General features: G+C 51.2%; 18 protein-coding genes. 3 read left to right on the top strand and 15 right to left on the bottom strand.

Annotated features, from left to right (window positions below):
* Position 1 precedes the first annotated feature (1 nt).
* The 14 genes from bamA to folK all read right to left on the bottom strand — a co-directional run bounded on the left by bamA (position 2) and on the right by folK (position 14,253).
* Positions 2-2,512, bottom strand: a complete 2,511-nt coding sequence (bamA, locus tag HK25_RS07810; protein WP_086553377.1) for an outer membrane protein assembly factor BamA — start codon at positions 2,510-2,512, stop codon at positions 2-4.
* An 87-nt stretch (positions 2,513-2,599) separates the two neighbouring features.
* Complete coding sequence (gene rseP / locus HK25_RS07815) at positions 2,600-3,709, bottom strand: RIP metalloprotease RseP (protein ID WP_173559468.1); 1,110 nt, start codon at positions 3,707-3,709, stop codon at positions 2,600-2,602.
* Between the two features lie 33 nt (positions 3,710-3,742).
* On the bottom strand, positions 3,743-4,900 hold the full coding sequence (gene dxr / locus HK25_RS07820; RefSeq protein WP_086635870.1) for a 1-deoxy-D-xylulose-5-phosphate reductoisomerase: 1,158 nt from the start codon (positions 4,898-4,900) through the stop codon (positions 3,743-3,745).
* Positions 4,901-4,951: 51 nt separating this feature from the next.
* Complete coding sequence (locus HK25_RS07825) at positions 4,952-5,782, bottom strand: phosphatidate cytidylyltransferase (protein WP_086635871.1); 831 nt, start codon at positions 5,780-5,782, stop codon at positions 4,952-4,954.
* Positions 5,779-6,519: a polyprenyl diphosphate synthase gene (gene uppS, locus HK25_RS07830; protein ID WP_086635872.1), complete on the bottom strand. Its 741-nt coding sequence runs from the start codon at positions 6,517-6,519 to the stop codon at positions 5,779-5,781. Before uppS ends, HK25_RS07825 begins: the two co-directional genes overlap by 4 nt.
* 30 nt (positions 6,520-6,549) lie before the next feature.
* Complete coding sequence (gene frr / locus HK25_RS07835; protein ID WP_212333936.1) at positions 6,550-7,071, bottom strand: ribosome recycling factor; 522 nt, start codon at positions 7,069-7,071, stop codon at positions 6,550-6,552.
* Positions 7,072-7,191: 120 nt separating this feature from the next.
* A complete protein-coding gene (gene pyrH / locus HK25_RS07840; RefSeq protein ID WP_086553382.1) occupies positions 7,192-7,929 on the bottom strand; it encodes a UMP kinase in 738 nt (245 codons plus the stop codon).
* Between the two features lie 104 nt (positions 7,930-8,033).
* Positions 8,034-8,933 (bottom strand): GTPase Era, encoded by a 900-nt coding sequence (gene era / locus HK25_RS07845; protein ID WP_086553383.1) that lies wholly within the window; start codon positions 8,931-8,933, stop codon positions 8,034-8,036.
* Positions 8,926-9,672 carry a ribonuclease III gene (gene rnc / locus HK25_RS07850; protein WP_233127746.1) on the bottom strand — a complete coding sequence of 249 codons (747 nt, stop codon included), beginning with the start codon at positions 9,670-9,672 and terminating at the stop codon, positions 8,926-8,928. Before rnc ends, era begins: the two co-directional genes overlap by 8 nt.
* Complete coding sequence (gene lepB, locus HK25_RS07855; protein ID WP_369822897.1) at positions 9,669-10,478, bottom strand: signal peptidase I; 810 nt, start codon at positions 10,476-10,478, stop codon at positions 9,669-9,671. The genes rnc and lepB overlap by 4 nt, the downstream gene beginning before the upstream one ends.
* A gap of 19 nt (positions 10,479-10,497) precedes the next feature.
* The gene (gene acpS / locus HK25_RS07860) at positions 10,498-10,917 is read right to left on the bottom strand and encodes a holo-ACP synthase (protein ID WP_086553384.1); all 420 of its coding nucleotides are present in this window, start codon (positions 10,915-10,917) and stop codon (positions 10,498-10,500) included.
* Between the two features lie 25 nt (positions 10,918-10,942).
* Positions 10,943-13,186, bottom strand: a complete 2,244-nt coding sequence (locus HK25_RS07865) for a bifunctional (p)ppGpp synthetase/guanosine-3',5'-bis(diphosphate) 3'-pyrophosphohydrolase (RefSeq protein ID WP_233127749.1) — start codon at positions 13,184-13,186, stop codon at positions 10,943-10,945.
* Between the two features lie 93 nt (positions 13,187-13,279).
* Positions 13,280-13,651 (bottom strand): DNA-directed RNA polymerase subunit omega, encoded by a 372-nt coding sequence (rpoZ, locus tag HK25_RS07870; protein WP_086553385.1) that lies wholly within the window; start codon positions 13,649-13,651, stop codon positions 13,280-13,282.
* Positions 13,652-13,734: 83 nt separating this feature from the next.
* Positions 13,735-14,253, bottom strand: a complete 519-nt coding sequence (folK, locus tag HK25_RS07875) for a 2-amino-4-hydroxy-6-hydroxymethyldihydropteridine diphosphokinase (protein ID WP_233127747.1) — start codon at positions 14,251-14,253, stop codon at positions 13,735-13,737.
* A gap of 131 nt (positions 14,254-14,384) precedes the next feature.
* Between folK and HK25_RS07880 the strand changes: the two genes are divergently transcribed.
* From HK25_RS07880 to HK25_RS07890, 3 genes are all read left to right on the top strand, one after another.
* Complete coding sequence (locus tag HK25_RS07880; protein ID WP_086635873.1) at positions 14,385-15,035, top strand: NYN domain-containing protein; 651 nt, start codon at positions 14,385-14,387, stop codon at positions 15,033-15,035.
* Between the two features lie 208 nt (positions 15,036-15,243).
* Positions 15,244-15,939, top strand: a complete 696-nt coding sequence (locus HK25_RS07885; RefSeq protein WP_086635874.1) for a carbonic anhydrase — start codon at positions 15,244-15,246, stop codon at positions 15,937-15,939.
* Between the two features lie 30 nt (positions 15,940-15,969).
* The gene (locus HK25_RS07890) at positions 15,970-16,884 is read left to right on the top strand and encodes an endonuclease/exonuclease/phosphatase family protein (RefSeq protein WP_233127748.1); all 915 of its coding nucleotides are present in this window, start codon (positions 15,970-15,972) and stop codon (positions 16,882-16,884) included.
* 62 nt (positions 16,885-16,946) lie between these two features.
* Here HK25_RS07890 and HK25_RS07895 read toward each other — a convergent pair whose 3' ends face one another.
* Complete coding sequence (locus HK25_RS07895; protein WP_086635875.1) at positions 16,947-18,263, bottom strand: DEAD/DEAH box helicase; 1,317 nt, start codon at positions 18,261-18,263, stop codon at positions 16,947-16,949.
* Positions 18,264-18,780: the final 517 nt, after the last annotated feature.

Here is an 18,780-nt window from a genome sequence, read left to right on the forward strand (position 1 = left end):
CTCAGAATTGCTGACCAAAACCAAAACGAATAAGCTGCGTACGGTCGTTATGACTGCGCATGATAGGAACACCAAGGTCGATATTAAGCAGACCGAAGGGGCTCTTCCACGAGAAACCGGCACCCGCACTGACACGAGGCAATGGTCTGTCACCCGAAATACCCTGATACGGGTCACTCCAGGGATGCGACAAGTTACGTTTTACACGCAGGCCCCAGAGACTACCTGTATCAACGAAGGTACGTCCCATCACGCCCATTGCAGACAGAAACGGCATCGGGAAATTAAGCTGAGCTGAAGCGTTGTAAATATAACGCCCGCCCAGGAGATCCTCACCCGGATAAGCGCCATAACCTTTGCTTCGCGGACCGGCACCACCATCAAGGAAGCCGCGAAGGTTCTGACCACCCAGATAGAAGTTATCAATGATATCATGGCGCCCGTTACCCCAGTCACCCATGTAACCGGCACCGGCACGCAGGACAATCGTCCAGTCATGGCTGTTCGTCAGGTCATCAAGCGGAATATAATATGAGGCATTAACTTTAACACGCCCATATTTTTCATCCCCGCCCAGACCAGCAAAATCTCCGCCAAGTGATACCATATAACCATTATGCGGGTTCATACGGTTATCACGCCGGTCATAAACCAGGTTCGTACCGATCTGAGACAGAAGAGAGTTACCCTTCTGGTCGATCACGTACAGGGAGGGCTGATACCAGCCACCGCCGGCAAGGCCAACGTGACGGCGTGTCAGCGTATAATTCCATGACTGTGAGAGGTAGCGATTATACGCATACCCCATACGCAGGGTAATACCGACACGACTTTCAGAGTAGTTCTGGTACGTCTGATACTTGTTCTGAATACCGAAAATATCGACACCAGCAACAAGGTTACGACCAAGAAAAGCCGGGTTTGTAACAGAAAGATCAACCTGCCTCTGCCACTGCGACATTGTGCCGGAGAGACCGGCATCAACGCCTGTACCAAGCAGATTGTGCTGTTTAAGACCAATATTACCAATCACACCGACGTCAGTTGAATAACCGCCACCAAGAGAAAATTCACCTGTTGGCTTTTCAACGACATTAACTGCGACGTTGGTTTTATCCTGCGCTGAGCCCGGCGTATCCTGAACGTCTACACTTTTAAAGAAGCCAAGATCCTGAACCGATTCTTTAGCATATTTTTTGTAGCTCGGTGTGTAGGGATCACCCTCAGCAAAAGGCATCTGACGACGAATAACGCTGTCTTCGGTAATGGTGTTACCGTTAATATCGAGACGCTCAATATAACGACGCGGCCCCTCACTCACATCAAACAACAGGTTCACAACACCCTTTTCAGGGTTACGTGCGATAACCGGCCTGACCATAGCAAAGGGGTGACCTTCAGCCTGGAGAGTTTCCTCCATATCTGTGGCGTTATCCTGCACAGCCTTGCCATCGTACCACTGATGAGCAAACAGCTCGACATATTTTCGCAGGGACTTTGCCGGCACATGACGCAGGCTTGAGCGAATATCGACTTTACCCAGACGGTAACGCTGCCCCTCATCCATGGTATAGGTTACATAAAATGACTTACGGTCAGGAGAAAGCTCGCCTGATACGTCTTTCATCTGAAAATCAACATAGCCATTGCTGAGATAAAAACGCCGCAGAAGCTCCGCATCGTATTTCAGACGCTCAGGATTATATTCATCTGCTGAAGACATAAACCTGAACCAGGCCGTCTCTTTTGAGGAAACAATACCGGCCAGACGGAGGTCGCCATATGCCTTATTACCAACAAATGCAATTTTGCGAATAAGGGTCTGCGGTCCTTCCGTTATATGGAAAACCACATCCACGCGGTTATGTGACAGCCTGACAATCTGTGGCGTGACGACGGCAGCGTAACGCGCCTTCTCCGCATACACATCGAGAATTTTCTGACGGTCATCAGCTGCAGTTTCCGCCGAGAAAACAGCACGCGGACGCAAAGCGATAACCTTTCGCAGGTCTTCCTCTTTGGCTGCACTGTTACCTTCAAACACAATGCGGTTGACGATCGGATTCTCAACCAGGTTAACCTTCAGAACATTGCCCTCACGACGAAGGCGGACATCCTTAAACAGACCTGTCGCAAACAGTGTTTTAAGCGAACGGTCAAGGTCATCCTGAGAGAAGTAATCCCCGGACTGAACAACCATGTAAGAAAGGACTGTGTTGGTTTCGATGCGCGAATTACCGGTAATATCGATATGTTCGATAACATCGTGCGATCCGGGAGAAACTCCCGAAACACTACCACTGACGTATCCTGGCGAAGATGACACCTTACGCTGACCTGCAGAAACAGCCGAAGACTGCCGCGCAGAGCTGGCAGGAGCGTCTGCAGCCATGGCGTATCTCTGCACCAGCAGAAAAGGCACCATACATACAGAGACAAAGAGAGCTGAACGCTTACCCGTCAAAATCTGCTTTCCTCCACAGTCGGGGTCGTTGCACAGCCAGGAACCCATCTTTCATTAATATTGCTCTGCCCTCTGTATGGAGTATCCGATATCACTATCATGACGCAAGTGTTTCCATTTGCGCGATAACAAACTTCAACTCACAAACGATGTTATCCACTTAAACAATCCAAAGCTGGAAAGGTCATTAAACGTCGAAAAAAGAAAAAGAGCAGCAACAGCGGCCAGACCAAACTGAAAACAAACTTCCTGCACTTTAACCGGCACAGGGCGTCCTCTGACCGCCTCAACAATGTAAAATATTAGTTTACCACCATCAAGCACCGGTATCGGAAAGAGATTGATAAGCCCGAGATTAACAGAAAGCAAAGCCATAAACGGTAGTAAACTGGCAAATCCATACTGCGCAACCTGCCCTGAAAGCTGGGCAATTTTAAGCGGCCCGCCAAGCTCTCTGGCACTATGCTGCCCGGTAAGAATCATCCACAGTCCGCGAACTGTCTCCTTCGTCATAGACCACGTCTCTTTTATGCCAGCAATTACAGCCTGAGGCAACGCAAGCGGCGGGGTCTTTTCGACCATAAAGCCAACACCCAGAAGACCATGAGCGGAACCACCTGATTTTGCCGTGCCTGAACCAATTGTAACCGGCACTTCGAGTTTATTACCGTCACGTGTAACGCTCAGAGTCGTTTTAAGACCAGGAGATACTGAAACCTCCTCCTGAATAGCCGCAACGCTGTCAAGCGAATGACCACCAATGCCAGTAATCACGTCACCTTTTTCAAGGCCTGCATCGGCTGCGGCACTGTGAGGCAGTATTGTCGATACATGATTAGTGATTCTGGGCATGCCTGTAACGCTGTACAAACACGCAAGCAGAACAATAGAAAGCAAAAAGTTAAAGAGTGGCCCCGCCACAATGACTGCTGCACGCGACCATACTGATTTTTCATGAAATGTTTTACCAGGAATCCAGGCAGCCCTCTCTTCGGGGGTGGCGGTCTCAGGGTTCATCATTCCATGAGGCAGCACGTAACCGCCAAAAGGCAGGCAGCATATACGCCACTCTGTACCGCTGCGATCAGCCCAGCGCACCAGAGCGGGACCAAAACCTATAGAGAAAATCTCTACATGAATGCCACGCCAGCGTGCTGCCAGATAATGCCCGAACTCATGAATGGTGACCAGAACACCGAGTACAAAGACGAAGGCGATAATCGCCCGAAGAGAGTCATGTATCATAATAAAATCAATATCACTCCTGCTAACCCGGGTTCAGGCAGCCAGCGTTGATGTCAAATTCCGGGCCTCATGACGTGCCTGAGCGTCCCAGTGCAGAACGGCATCGAGTGTATCTGCCGGCGGAGCACCAAGCTTCTCCATCACCTTCTCCACAAGACGCGCAATATCAAGAAAACCAATTGTCTTATTTAAAAATGCATCAACTGCAATTTCATTCGCAGCTGAAAGAATAGCAGGTGCAGCACCACCTGAGCGTAACGCCTGACGCGCCAGACGCAAAGCAGGAAAACGCTGCTCATCAGGGGCACTGAACTCAAGTGTTGCATAAGCAGCCAGGTCGAGCCTTGACGATGTGGTTGCCATCCGTTCAGGCCAGGCCAGAGTATGCGCTATAGGAATGCGCATATCGGCTGATCCCATCTGCGCAATCAGGCTGCCATCGGTGTATTGTACCATACCATGCACAACAGACTGCGGATGCACCAGAACATCAATCTGACTTTCGGGCAGGTTAAAAATTCTTGCAGCCTCAATCACCTCAAGGCCTTTATTAAACATTGTAGCCGAATCGATGCTGATCTTAGCACCCATGCTCCAGGTCGGGTGCTTCAGAGCCTGCCCGGGTGTTGCGGCTTCCATCTCAGCAAGAGAAGACTTGCGAAATGGCCCCCCTGAAGCGGTGAGAATAATTTTCTCAACCTGAGATACCTGCCGGTCGGCCATAGACTGATAAACAGCGTTATGCTCAGAATCGACAGGCAGCAGCGTTGCTCCGGCCTCAGCAACTGCGCGAAGCATCACATCACCCGCACAGACCAGAGCCTCTTTGTTAGCCAGCGCGACTGAGCGGCCATTTTTAACCGCAGCCAGAACCGGCTCAAGGCCCGCAGCCCCTGTAATGGCAGCCATTGTCCAGTCAGCGGGCAGAGCTGCCGCATCAATCACCGCCTGCCGCCCGCAGGCAATTTTTACAGACGAGCCAGAGAGCAGACTGCGCAGCTCATCAAACGCTGCTTCATCAGCGACAACGGCCAGTTCTGCATTGAGACTGAGCGCCTGTTCTGCCAGCTTTTTAGCATTCCTGCCGCCGACAAGAGCACGAACGCGATAACGGTCACGCGCCTGCTCAAGCAGATCAACAGTTGAACACCCAATGCTGCCGGTGCTTCCCAGAACAGTTACAGTTCTCATTTTTATCTATCTCTTATAGCTGAAGAAAACGGCTCTATGCTGACGACTGACCTACATGTGGAGTATAGTTGTCAGAGCGGTTAATACAGCATGCAAATCCGCTGTCCAGAACGGACGAGGCAAAGTCACACACAAAGAAAACAGGGCCGCAGCCGGTGCCGCGAAAATAAGACCGTCAAACCTGTCGAGCAGCCCGCCATGACCAGGCAGAATACTGCCCGAATCTTTCACCCCGATTTTGCGCTTCACACCACTTTCAGCCAAATCTCCGATCTGCCCTACAACAGCAAGAACACCAGCACAAAATAAAGCTGAGCCCGTAGCAGGGTAATCAGAGGCAGAAGCGATCAGGAACCCTGTCAGTAAAGCTGCCAGCAAGCCGCCAGCAGAGCCCGACCAGGTTTTACCAGGAGAAATGCGCGGGGCCAGTTTAGGGCCGCCAAGCATACGTCCGGTCAGATAGGCACCGCTGTCACTGGCGACCACGACACCGATAACAAACAGCACAGGCAAAGCCCCGCCAAGACGCAGCCACAACAAGGCATTACAGGCCACAACAATCACGCACATAATGGCGCACAGAGGCAGACCAAAAATAAGAGAAGAAAGACAAAAAAGCGGGAAAGCGTTCCAGTGGCCAGTCACGGCAGCAATCCAGGCGCAGGCGGCCCACAACACATAAAGCCCGCCACGCCACGACCGGGGCGAAACCTTGAAAAGCGTTGCAGCCTCAGCCGCCATCCCTGCGGTCATGGCAGCAACCATGATCTTATAGGGCCAGTCACCGGCCCATATACAAAAAGCACCAACAGCCCCAAGCATAATGCCTGAGAGTGTACGAACTTTTAAGTCACGCCAGGCGTTACTTTTTTCAGCACTCATGCTGACGGCCTGACACCAAAGCGGCGCTCACGGCGGGCATAATGATCTAACACAGCAGCAAAGTGCCTTTCATTAAAGTCTGGCCAGAACACGTCCAGAAACACCAGCTCTGCATATGCACTCTGCCACAGTAAAAAATTTGAAAGGCGATACTCCCCGCTTGTCCTTACGACAACATCAGGATCGGGGACGCCTGACGTCCACAAATGTTGTGAAAACTCTAATTCTGTAATCTGCTCCGCTGCCATTTCACCACGCTGAACGGACAGTGCCAGACGCTGAGCAGCCTGAACGATATCCCCCCGCCCACCGTAAGACAGCGCAAGCAAAAGGGTAATGCGCGTATTTTTACTGGTTAATTTCTCAGCACGATCCAGCTCGACCCTCAGGCCAGAATCAAAACGCGATAAATCACCAATAAAACGTATTCTGACCCCTTCCTGATGCAGGCCTGCAATTTTATGCCGCAGGTAATAACGCATCAGGCTGGTAAGGTCAGAAACCTCCTGCGGTTCGCGCGACCAGTTTTCGGAAGAAAACGCATATAATGTCAGATAATCCACACCGCGGGCCACAGCAGCACGCAGGCAACGGGTTACTGCCTCTGCCCCGGCTTTATGCCCGGCCAGACGTGGCAGACCCCGCTCTGCAGCCCACCGGCCGTTTCCATCCATGATGACCGCAACATGCGTCGGAACAGAGACTTTTTCTTTTTCACGTGTTTTTTCGGCTGACATCACGGCTTTTAATCTGATCGCGCTTGCACATTAAACCTGTTTGATCTCACGATCCTTATCAGCCAGCATGTCATCAACTTTTTTAACATACTGATCCGTCAGTTTCTGGATCGCATCAGACCAGACCTTAACATCGTCCTGGCTGATATCGCCTTTTTTCTCACTGGCTTTCGATTTATCCATGCCGTCGCGGCGTACACCACGCACCGCAATCTTGGCACCTTCAGCATAACGAGCTGCTGCACGAGCCAGCTCATGACGACGCTCTTCCGTCAGCTGGGGAATGGGCACACGCACAATCTGACCATCAGCGGCAGGGTTAAGCCCCAGACCAGAATCACGAATTGCGCGCTCCACAGCAGCAACGGCACCGCGATCCCACACCTGTACAGTCAGCATACGTGCTTCTGGCACCGCAATCGACCCAACCTGTGTCAGCGGCACTTCGCTGCCATAAACCTCAACTCTTACAGGCTCAAGAAGAGCCGGGCTGGCACGACCGGAGCGCAGGCCGGCAAAATCACGTCGCAGGCTCTCCAGCGCGCCGTCCATCCGGCGGGTCAGGTCTTCGGTCAGAGCATTCAGTTCAGACACGGTTTTCTCCTCCGTTTAGCAGGCAGCCGAAGCTGCCTTTATTATATCAGGTCGCACCTCAGAACAGGCAGCAGCCTGTCAGGATGCCTCAATAATCTTTGTAAAGGGGCCTTCGCCACGCATAACACGAGCGAAAGACCCGGCTTCACCAATATTAAAAACAATAATAGGCAGCTTATTCTCACGTGACAGGCTGATTGCAGCCGCGTCCATCACGTTGAGATCATGCGCAAGCACATCCATATAGCTCAGCTGATCATAGCGCTTTGCTGACGGATCTTTTTTCGGATCTGCAGAATAAACGCCATCAACCTGCGTACCTTTAAGCAGCACATCGCATTCCATCTCGGCAGCACGCAGCGCAGCGGCTGTATCTGTCGTGAAGAAGGGGTTCCCTGTGCCGGCGGCAAAGATAACAACGCGCCCTTTTTCCATATGCCTTACGGCACGGCGACGGATGTAGGGTTCTGCGATAGAAGACATATCAATAGCTGACATCACGCGGGTTGGCAGCTCTTCACGCTCAAGCGCATTCTGCAAAAGCAATGCGTTAATAACTGTTGCCAGCATGCCCGCGTAGTCACCCTGCGCGCGGTCCATCCCTTTTGCAGCAGCAGCAACACCACGAAAAATATTGCCACCACCAACAACCAGACACACCTCAACACCGCTGTGCACAACGGCGGCAACATCTGAAGCAATACGCTCTACAGTTTTCTGATCAACCCCAAAGGCACCGCCGCCCATCAGGGCCTCACCCGAAACTTTGAGCAGGACACGTTTACGATCTGGCTTTTCGCCTGTTAACATTGTCATTTGCCCTCGACCATTCCTGAGAAATTCCGGCCCGGCGCATAACCGGGCCTGTGTGGCTCTTTCTTATCCTTCATGAGCGTATGCCACAAGCGGTCATGGGTTCTTTATGGCACGTCATCCAGGCCAATAGCACGCAAACGCGCGCGCTCTTCATCCCAGCCTGAACGCTCTTTCACATTCAGGAAGAGATGGCAGGGGCGTTCAAGAAGTTCAGAAAGCTGCCGGCGGGCACGTTCGCCGATCTGACGAATTTTCTGGCCACGCTCACCAATCAGAATCGCTTTATGCCCGGTACGCGACACATAAATAACGGCATCAATACGTACTGAACCATCAGGGCGCTCTTTGTAGCTTTCGGTTTCAACTGTGGCACCATAAGGCACTTCTTCATGCGTTTGCAGAAAAACCTGTTCGCGTACAATTTCAGCAGCAAGAAGACGATCAGGCAGATCTGTCAGATCATCTTCAGGGTAGAGATAAGGCCCCTCAGGCAGGGTCTCTGCCAGGCGATCGAGCAGATCATCAACCCCCTGCCCTGAACGGGCACTGACCATAAACACATGCTCAACCGGCAGTTTTTCTGTCACTGCTGCTGTCAGAGGCAACAAAGCCTGGCGCTGCACCAGGTCCGTTTTATTCAAAACCAGCCAGACTTTACGTTTTGTCTCTGCGAGGCGTGCAATAATTTCCTGCACAGCCTCTGTCAGGCCAGATTTTGCATCAATCAGCAACATGGTGATGTCAGCATCTTCCGCACCGGTCCAGGCAGCGGCAACCATAGCCCGGTCAAGCTTACGACGCGGACGAAAAATTCCGGGAGTATCAACCAGAAGAATCTGCGTTTTTTCACGCATAAGAATGCCCAGAACCCTGAAGCGGGTTGTCTGAGCTTTCGGGCTGACAATAGACAGTTTTACCCCCGCCATACAGTTAAGCAGGGTCGATTTTCCGGCGTTTGGTGCACCAACCAGAGCAGCAAAACCACAACGTGTTACATCAGCCATTTTTTTTACCTTCCAGCTGCTCAAGCAGGCTTGCTGCGGCTGCGCTCTCCGCCGCCCGCTTGCTGCCTGCCCGACCTGACCCGCTCTGGCCACCAGCTTCAACTTCAACAACAAAAGAAGGAGCGTGTGACGGCCCTTCTGCAACAACAACCTTATAAACAGGCAAAGCCTGACCTCTGGCCAGAACCCATTCCTGCAAAGCTGTTTTGGGGTCTTTGGGCGGACGGGCCTGCGCTTCCAGCAGGGAAGACCAGCCTTTGCGCACAATTTTACGCGCAGGAGACAAGCCGCCATCAAGGAAAACAGCACCCAGAACAGCTTCCATAGCATCAGCCAGAACGCTGGCTGTTGCCTGAACACCAGCACGCGCCTCGTGCGCGGCAACACTCAGACTGTCTGTCAGCTCAAAAGCACCAGCGACCTCAACCAGCATAGTACGTGACACCAGATGAGCAAGACGGGCCCCCAAAGCTCCTTCCTGCTCGCCGGGGTACCGCTCCAGAAGCCACTCAGCCATCAGCAGCCCCAGAACACGGTCGCCTATAAACTCAAGGCGCTCATTGGAGCCGACGCCTTTAAGTTTCTGACCACGCCTGCGGCCACCGGCGTTCTGATAAGCTGCAGAACGATGGGTGAGTGCCTCAAAAAGCAGCTCCGGTTTTTTAAAAATATACCCAAGGCGCTGTTGTAAAGCGTCAATGGGGGGCTGCGGCACAAGGCCGCCAGCAACAGATGTCACGTCAAACTCCGAAATAAATGTGCCCAGCGAATTTCCGCCGGCCAATGCCAGAACTGCCAGGCCGGGGCGATGCTATCAAACGAGAAGAAGATGAATTTAGCCTGACCAACGAGATTTTGCATTGGCACAAAACCGAGATCATGCGGGTCATCACCCATAAAGCGGCTGTCGGCACTGTTATCGCGGTTATCACCCATCATGAACAGATGCCCTGGCGGCACAACATATTCAGGCGTGTTGTTCTGCGCTCCCTGATCCGTCAGCTTCAGCACAGAGTGCTTTACGGCGGGACGACCATCACTGCCGGGCAGAATCTCTTCACAGACCTGACCATTTTCCGGCTCATGCGTTTCATCCACAGCAACATAAGGGTGCGGATCAATACAGGGCACCAGCTGGTCATTAAGGTAAAGCTGCCCCCCGGTCACGCGGATCCGGTCGCCGGGGAGGCCAATAACGCGCTTGATATAATCGATTGACGTATCTTTAGTGAAACGAAAAACCGCCACATCTCCCCGATGCGGCACTGCGCCCCATATACGACCATTAAATAAATCGAGGTTCATCGGAAAAGAATAACGTGAGTAGCCGTAACTATATTTACTCACAAAAATATAATCACCAACCTGGAGAGTCGGGATCATTGAACCGGACGGAATGAAAAACGACTGAAACACAAAAGTACGCAGCACAAGCACGACAATAAAGGCCGTACCAAGCGTGCGCACATACTCCATGACAACCTGAGCCGTTGTTTTTGTCTCACCTTCTTTGTTTTCGGAAGGCTGATGTTCCGGCATATTCATGATCTGACGTTTTCCTGTCTTAATGCTCTTTTGTTATCGGGCGCGACGAAATAATCACCTCAGCAAAAGCATAGGGCGGCTCGTCTGTCATACTCAGCAGAATATGTGGCTCATGTCCTTCAGGGATTAACGTCATCAGACGTTTACGGGCGGCACCATAAAGTTTGAGCGTTGGCTGACCTGATGGCAGATTATCAACAGCGATAAGGCTATGTGCCACACCCATAGCAAACCCGGTACCAAGAGCCTTGGAACAGGCCTCTTTCGCTGCCCAGCGCTTGGCATAGGCGCCGATACGCGCATGACCGGAACGCCCTTCAGCACGCTCCCGCTCTGCCGTCGTAAACACCCGATCGAGAAAACGCTGACCAAAGCGGTCAATCACCCCCTCAATGCGGCGCATGTCGCATAAATCGACCCCGGCGGCAATAATCGTCATGGTCCACCTTCTTTCACAGGCATGATTATGAACGTGCCCTGTCAGCCTGTGTCACACCTGAAGCAGCACGCAACCCGCCAATAACCGAAGAAAGATGTCTCAGATCACGAACCTCGACATCAACCAGAATTTCCATAAAATCAAGCTGACGGTTCACGATCTTCAGATTGACGATAGAAGCATCATATTTAGAAACTGTGTTCGTAACTGTTGCCAGAACCGAAGAGACATTTTCAGCAATAAGACTGATACGCCCGACACGCATGGTGCTGGCACCCCCCCGGTCCATGGCGTCATAATCCCAGTCAACATCAAGAAAACGCTCAGGGGTTGCCGCAAAATTTTCCAGCGTCTGACATACTTTGGTATGCACGGTCACACCACGCCCGGTTGCCACGACGCCCACAATCCGATCACCCGGGAGAGGATGGCAACAGGCGGCAAAATGTACTGCTATACCCGCACCCAGACCGACGAGAGGAATATTACCATCAGCGCGCTTCTTCTGGTTGCCGCTGGTTCCCGCCATAAGGCGTGGCCCTGCTGTCCCCAGAACACCAGGGAGCCCGGGCACCATACGCGGAGCACGTACTGCACGCCTTAACTCAGGATAGGTGGCATAAACAACATCACGCGCACCAATACTATTGTTGCCAACGGCAACATAAAGGTCATGCAGGCTGTTTTGTTTAAGAGTTTTAAGAACCGGCTCAAGAATTTTCTCTGAACCGTCAACACCTTCCTGCCTGAAAGCCTTAGCTAGGGCAGAACGCCCGGCATCAAGATATGTCTGCCTTTGCTGCGCTGCCACATAACGACGAATGCGCGCACGCGCTTTGCCAGTAACAACAAACCGCTCCCACGAGGGGGATGGTGCCCCCCCGCGTGCGGTCATAATTTCAACCTGATCGCCATTTTGCAGCTCATAGCGCAGTGGCATCAGGCGGCCATTCACCCTGGCCCCGACACAACTATCGCCAATCTGGCTGTGTACAGCATAGGCGAAGTCAACCGGCGTTGCGCCCCGCGGCAGAGAGATCAGCTGACCTTTGGGTGAGAAACAAAAAACCTGATCCTGGTACAGCTCAAGCTTGGTGTTTTCCAGGAACTCATCAGGAGCTGAAGAGGCTTCAAGAATTTCAAGAAGATCCTGCACCCAGCGCGGCCGCCTGAAACCAGGAGAGCCTTCTGTATTTTCACCACTACCGTCTTTATAAGCCCAGTGCGCTGCCACACCGTTTTCAGCAATATCATGCATTGCAGCGGTACGAATCTGCACTTCGATTTTCTGGTTGCGCGGCGAGCGCAGCGTCACACCTGTATGGATACTCTGATATCCGTTGACCTTAGGTGTGGAGATATAATCTTTAAAACGCCCGGCAATGACCGAATATGCAGCGTGCACTGCCCCCAGCGCCATATAACAGTCTTCACGCGTGTCAACGATCACGCGGAATGCCATGATGTCGGAAAGCTGCTCAAACGCCACATTACGGCGCTGCATCTTATCCCATATCGAGTAAGGCGATTTTTCACGTCCCGCGACATGAACATTCTTCAGGCCAGCATCGTGGCACAGGCGCAAAAGTTCACGCCTGACATCCTCAATGACATCAGCCCCCTGCCCGCGCAGATAATTCAGGCGGGCTCTCAGTGTTGCATCGACCTCAGGCTCAATCTGCGCGAAAGACAGATTCTGAAGCTCGGTTTTAACCCGGTCCATACCGATACGCTCAGCAAGTGGCGCATAAATATCAAGGGTTTCACGGGCAATACGCTGCCTGCGATCAACGCGCTCCACAAAATGCAGCGTACGCATATTGTGCAGGCGATCGGCCAGCTTCACCAAAAGGACACGAATATCCTTCGACATAGCCAGCACAAGTTTACGAAAATTTTCAGCCTGCTTGGTACGGTCCGACTGCAGCTCAAGCCGTGTCAGCTTGGTTACACCGTCAACCAGCTCAGAAACTGTATCACCAAACTCTGCCCGGAGCTGTTCCTGCGTGACACCGGTATCTTCAACCGTATCATGCAGCAAAGCTGTTATTACTGAGGACACATCAAGCCGGAAACCGGCGAGAATCATCGCAACAGCGAGAGGATGGGTTATATAAGGGTCACCATTATCACGAAGCTGACCCTCATGCGCTTTCTGCGCAACATCAAAGGCCCGCCTGATGGACTCAAGGTCGGCATCAGGGGCATAACCCCGAACGACAGAAAGCAGTTTATCGCAGGTGACAGGCTTTGCGTCTTTTACCGACACATTCGTGCCGTGAGCGGCTGGCGGAGCTTCAGCTATAACTCCACCGCCCCCGACATTCTGATTGCCACTGCCGGCCTGCGTCACTCAGCTCTCTTACCGGCGCCCGCGCCCGCTCAGAGCTGCCTCAACAGCACTGGCGTCGTCATGCGCCTCTTCCTCAGGAGAAATCTCCTGAAGGCCGAAAATATTCTGCTCAGTGGGAACAAGATCCTGCACTTCTTCATCAACAGGCTCAGGCTCAGGCTCACGCGTCTGAGAACGGATCAGGTCGTTACGCAGCTGTGGCAGCGGCACAGCATCCTGAGCGATTTCACGCAAAGCAACTACCGGGTTCTTATCATTGTCACGATCAACAATAAGCTCTTCACCGCGGGAGATATTGCGGGCACGCTGTGCTGCGTACAACACCAGCTCAAAACGATTTGGAACTTTTTCTACGCAGTCTTCAACAGTCACGCGGGCCATTGTGAAGAGCCTCCTGACACTAGCACTTTAAAAAACAGAGGAACCTTCTTAGCGCATTATGCAAGCCTAAGAAAAGACCCCTTTCAGACAATTCTTCTGATTTCCTGCTCAGAAACCTGCTGAACCAGCTTTTTTATCCCGACACCACTCACGGGGTGCACCCAGTCAGGCGCAACATCACAAAGGGGCATCATAACAAAAGCACGCTCATGCGCTCTGGGATGCGGTAAAATAAGCACCGGATCATCCTGACACAGATCACCATAAGCAATGATATCGAGATCGAGCGTGCGCGCCGCATTAGCAACGGAACGCTGACGACCAAAATCCTGCTCCACTCCCTGCAAAACATGCAGCAGCTCATAAGAACCCAGAGTTGTCAGCAGACGGACAACACCATTGACATAAGGGGGCTGCCCTGATGGCGGAACAGGCGCACTTTCATACCATGATGAAACCTGAATATCCTCAACACCGGCAACCTGTTTCAGAACCCCTGCCGCCTCCTGGCACGCAGATAACGGACTCCCCTGAGCTGAAGGCAGATTAGCACCCACCGCAACCAAAGCTGTTACAAGCTTTTTTTCAGGTTTTATTTTCAACTATATTCCCCTGCAGCAGGTTGTCAGATAATCTCCGCTTCCCTTATATTAATAAAACAACTGACACGGGAATTTTTAACTAATTTTAACAATTTTACATTTCGTTAATAATTATGAGGATATACTCTCTTATGAACCTGAAGAAAGACGAAAAGACGTGTCTGTTTATTGACGGATCAAGTCTTTATTCAACCTCCAGAAGTCTTGGTTTCGACATTGATTACAAAAAACTTCTCGATTTTTTTGCTACAAAAACACACGTTGTTCGTGCTTATTATTATGCAGCTATTCTCGACACAGAAGATTATTCTCCCCTGAAGCCTCTCACCGACTGGCTCTCATACAACGGATACTTTCTGGTCACCAAAGCTGCGCGCGAATTCACTGACAGCACGGGCAAGCGCCGCGTTAAGGGAAACATGGAAATAGAAATCGCTGTCGATATGATGGAGATGGCTCCACATATTGATCATGCGATTCTCTTTACCGGAGATTCAGACTTCCGCAGAGTTGTTGAGGCCGTTCAGCGCCAGGGCACACGGGTTTCCGTTGTTTCCTCAATGCGCTCAACCCCTCCCCTTATCGGTGACGACCTGCGCCGACAGGCTGACCAGTTCCTTGAGCTGGCAACTTTAGGCGCAAGCTTTACACGCCGCAGAGCACCCGAAGCCCAGGCACCACAAATGCCATCACCAGCTGCAGCCGCTCCACGCTCTAACGCTCCGATACGCCATCCCGCAGATCAGATGAGCGAACCTGATGAAGGCGATCTTCTCGCCTGAAATCATTGCTGTTTTCAGATTTTATACATAGCGTAGGAATGTTTATTGCTGTAATAAACATTCCTGTCAGCATTTAAACTTTCCTGACCAAAAATAAAAAAACCTTCTTGTGAACACACCCACTCTATTTGTCTGTTTATAAGAAAAACATAAATGCGGACGCTGCCTTTAAACAACGCAGCCGCTCTAAACAGCCGGAGTCTACAGTATGCCTAAATGTTCTGAGACCAGATCAAACCTGATCTCTCTGCTTCGTGGCGTTGAACACTTCAACTCTGAAGTTTTTCCTGCAAAAGAATCTCTGTTCTCCGACCTGGCCAGCGGCCAGTCACCCGGCACCCTTTTTATCACCTGCGCAGATAGTCGTATTCATCCCAACCTGATTACTCAGACAGAACCAGGCGATCTGTTCATTCTGCGTAATATTGGCAATATCGTTCCTGCTTATGGCGAAATGCTCGGAGGCGTCTCCTCTGCCATTGAGTATGCCGCCCTGGGCCTTGGCGTAAACTCCATCATTATCTGCGGCCACTCTGACTGCGGCGCCATGAAAGCACTGCTGCCAGCGAACCAGGCCAGCCTGGAAAAAATGCCAACTGTTAAATCATGGTTGCGCAATGCTGAAGCAGCTGCAGCAGCGGCTCTGAACGATTTTACAGCTGAAGATGCCGGTCCTGCAATCGTAAGGTCACTGGCAGAGCATAATGTCCTGCTTCAGCTGGCACATCTGCGCACACACCCAGCGGTCGCAGCAAGGCTTGCACGTAACACTCTGATTCTTCAGGGCTGGTTTTATGATATCGGATCAGGCGAAGTCAGCATCCTTGATGAAAAAACACGCCGGACAACCTCTGTAGCCGAGGCCCTTAAAGAGCTTGAGCTCTCAGCCGAGACACAGGCCTGAACGCCCTCTGCGCTGAAGCAGACGAGAATAATGCCCGCCACTCCTCACCTGTGGCGGGCATTTTTTATGCCCGCACGTGGCCGCCTCTGTCATGCAATGGCCCTTTGCTTAATCAGCCCGCTACTCATAACGCGACCATGTTTAGCCGAAACGCAGCTTAAAATAGCGACATGGAACATGGACTGGCTCATCGATGAGACCTCTCCCCAGGCTCAGACTGCCCCGCCCGACATTCCTCATCGCACGCCAGATGATTTTTATGCTCTGTCAGATTATGCACAGCATCTCAACGCAGATATTATCGCTTTTCAGGAAACCGATAATAAAGATACCGCAACCAGGGTTTTTTCTGAATTACGCTACACTATTCTTATGACGCACGATGATATTCTGCAGCGTACTGGTATAGCTTTAAATAAAAATCTTCACATAACCCGCCACCCTGACCTGACGGAGTTAAGCACAGCAGGCGTAAACACCCGGCACCTGCTGCGAAGCGGGCTGGATATTACAGTACAAAGCGATCATTCTGCCCTGCGCTTACTGGTTATCCACCTGAAAGCAGGGTGCTCATATTACCCGATGACTGAAAAAAAACACAGCTGCCCGACACTCATCAAACAATTCTCTATTTTACAGAAATGGATAGCGCAGCGACAGGCCAGCCATGAAGCCTTTCTTATTCTGGGTGACTTTAACCGCCGCCTGACAAAAGCAGATCCGTTATTTCTCAAACTTTCACAGTCAGGACCCCTGATGCTGACAACATCAGGTTTTGCGACCCCCTGCGAAGGGGGAAGATATTTTATTGATCATCTGATCGCCGGTGGAGATGCTATATCCTGGATTGCGCCAGGAAGCCTGAAGGTCATGCTTTATAAACCCGACGAACAGGCCCTGACATCTGATCACTGCCCCGTCTCAGTAAAGCTTATAATACCATAAAAAAACCACCCCTTTCACAAGGAGTGGTTTTCAAATTTTTAACCCATAGTGTCACAGAAAAATCAGCTGACACCAGCAGCCTGACGCTGCCCGCGGCCACCGTAGCGACGCTGTCCGGATGCCCCTGCATCAGAACGATGGTTCGTCGGACGACGGGCACCACCACCATTACGTGACGGACCACCCCGGCCACGACCACCCCCGCCAAGGACAGGAGGACGCATGGTAGAAGCCTCAGCCTCTTCAGAGTGCCACGGATGATCACGCACAACCGGCACCGGCTTGCCAATTGTTTTTTCTATATCACGCAGCCAGGCACGCTGCTCTGCATCACAGAATGAAAGAGCCCAGCCTTCACGCCCGGCACGCGCTGTACGGCCGATACGGTGCACATAGCTCTCAGGAATATTAGGCAGATCATAATTGAAAACGTGGCTGACTTCATCCACGTCGATACCGCGCGCTGCAATATCCGTTGCAACCAGCACCTGCACTGCACCACTACGGAAACCCTTCATAGCCCGCTCACGCGCACCCTGAGATTTGTTACCGTGTATTGCTTCTGAGCTGATGCCATATTTATTAAGAAACTCAGAAACTTTATTGGCTTCGTGCTTCATCAGCGTAAAGACAACCGCACGCACCACCTTAGGTGACTTGACCAGCTCAAGCAAAGCCTCGCGCTTATCATCACCATTGATAAACATAACAGCCTGCTGAATACGATCAACCGTACTTGAAGGAGGCGTAACCTCTGCTTTAGCAGGGTTATTCAGCAATGAACCTGCAAGATCAGAAATGCTGCGCGGCATTGTTGCAGAGAACAGAAGCGTCTGCCTCTTTTCTGGCAGATACGTCATGATACGACGGATATCACGGACAAAGCCCATATCAAGCATACGGTCAGCTTCGTCGAGCACCAGAACTTCCAGCGCAGACAGGTCAATATGACCCTGGCCGATCAGATCGAGCAGACGACCAGGAGCTGCGACCAGCACATCAACCCCACGGCGCATGACCTCAACCTGACGCCCCTGACCAACACCGCCAAACACAACAGCCTGAGAGCATTTCATATAACGTGAATAGGCTTTAAAGCTGTCACTGATCTGAGAAACCAGCTCACGCGTTGGCGCCAGAACCAGAACCCGGGCCTGCCTGGACTGAGACTGCTTTGGGTTTTTGTGAAGATATTCAAGGATAGGCAGCGAAAAGGCTGCTGTTTTACCCGTACCAGTCTGAGCGAGCCCGAGAAGATCGCGCCCCTGCAAAAGATAAGGGATAGACTGCGCCTGAATAGGGGTAGGTTTATCGTAACCCTCGTCAGCCAGAGCCTTCAGTATAGGCGTTGCAAGTTGCAGATCAGAAAAAGTAGTCATCAGAGTCAAATCCCTCTGTGCTGTCTGAATAACAATGTTAGTCAGCTTTTCAGCAGCACCACTTTCTTCAGATGATACGTCCAGTAACGATCAACTCTCTGACCAGCACGCATCAACGAAGGCTTTTAATAAAAAATTAGCGCAACAGTTAATGATTTAATTAAAATGATTAACTGCGCCTCCTTCCCCATGATATAAGGGGATTTTCTGGCTCCTGCAAGCAGACAGTACCATTATGGTCCTAACTGGAAGTGCCATCAGACCTTCCAGATTACAGTTTCATATAAGTTACAGCTTATCGTATAATTCTTGTTTTCTTATTGATATAAAATACTTTTCTAATTTCTTTTCCCGTAACATTACTTAACAGAAATACAATACTACCCACTTAAATTTAATAAAATTTAATATAATATAAGAGATTTTCGTAAATATTACTGACAAACAATAAAAACTATAAAAATAAAATAAATTAATAAAATTATAAGTAATTATTGTCCATCATACTGAACAATAA

This window comes from Acetobacter sp. DsW_059, assembly GCF_002153695.1.
In the GTDB taxonomy this organism is placed as follows: domain Bacteria; phylum Pseudomonadota; class Alphaproteobacteria; order Acetobacterales; family Acetobacteraceae; genus Acetobacter; species Acetobacter thailandicus.

Coding starts and splice junctions, on each gene's coding strand:
- acpS (WP_086553384.1), bottom strand. CDS start 10,917: ATGACGATTATTGCCGCCGGGGTCGATTTATGCGACATGCGCCGCATT.
- dxr (WP_086635870.1), bottom strand. CDS start 4,900: ATGAGAACTGTAACTGTTCTGGGAAGCACCGGCAGCATTGGGTGTTCA.
- bamA (WP_086553377.1), bottom strand. CDS start 2,512: ATGGGTTCCTGGCTGTGCAACGACCCCGACTGTGGAGGAAAGCAGATT.
- uppS (WP_086635872.1), bottom strand. CDS start 6,519: ATGTCAGCCGAAAAAACACGTGAAAAAGAAAAAGTCTCTGTTCCGACG.
- rpoZ (WP_086553385.1), bottom strand. CDS start 13,651: ATGGCCCGCGTGACTGTTGAAGACTGCGTAGAAAAAGTTCCAAATCGT.
- frr (WP_212333936.1), bottom strand. CDS start 7,071: ATGGACGGCGCGCTGGAGAGCCTGCGACGTGATTTTGCCGGCCTGCGC.
- HK25_RS07890 (WP_233127748.1), top strand. CDS start 15,970: ATGCCCGCCACTCCTCACCTGTGGCGGGCATTTTTTATGCCCGCACGT.
- era (WP_086553383.1), bottom strand. CDS start 8,933: ATGGCTGATGTAACACGTTGTGGTTTTGCTGCTCTGGTTGGTGCACCA.
- HK25_RS07895 (WP_086635875.1), bottom strand. CDS start 18,263: ATGACTACTTTTTCTGATCTGCAACTTGCAACGCCTATACTGAAGGCT.
- lepB (WP_369822897.1), bottom strand. CDS start 10,478: ATGAATATGCCGGAACATCAGCCTTCCGAAAACAAAGAAGGTGAGACA.
- pyrH (WP_086553382.1), bottom strand. CDS start 7,929: ATGACAATGTTAACAGGCGAAAAGCCAGATCGTAAACGTGTCCTGCTC.
- HK25_RS07880 (WP_086635873.1), top strand. CDS start 14,385: ATGAACCTGAAGAAAGACGAAAAGACGTGTCTGTTTATTGACGGATCA.
- HK25_RS07885 (WP_086635874.1), top strand. CDS start 15,244: ATGCCTAAATGTTCTGAGACCAGATCAAACCTGATCTCTCTGCTTCGT.
- rseP (WP_173559468.1), bottom strand. CDS start 3,709: ATGATACATGACTCTCTTCGGGCGATTATCGCCTTCGTCTTTGTACTC.
- HK25_RS07825 (WP_086635871.1), bottom strand. CDS start 5,782: ATGAGTGCTGAAAAAAGTAACGCCTGGCGTGACTTAAAAGTTCGTACA.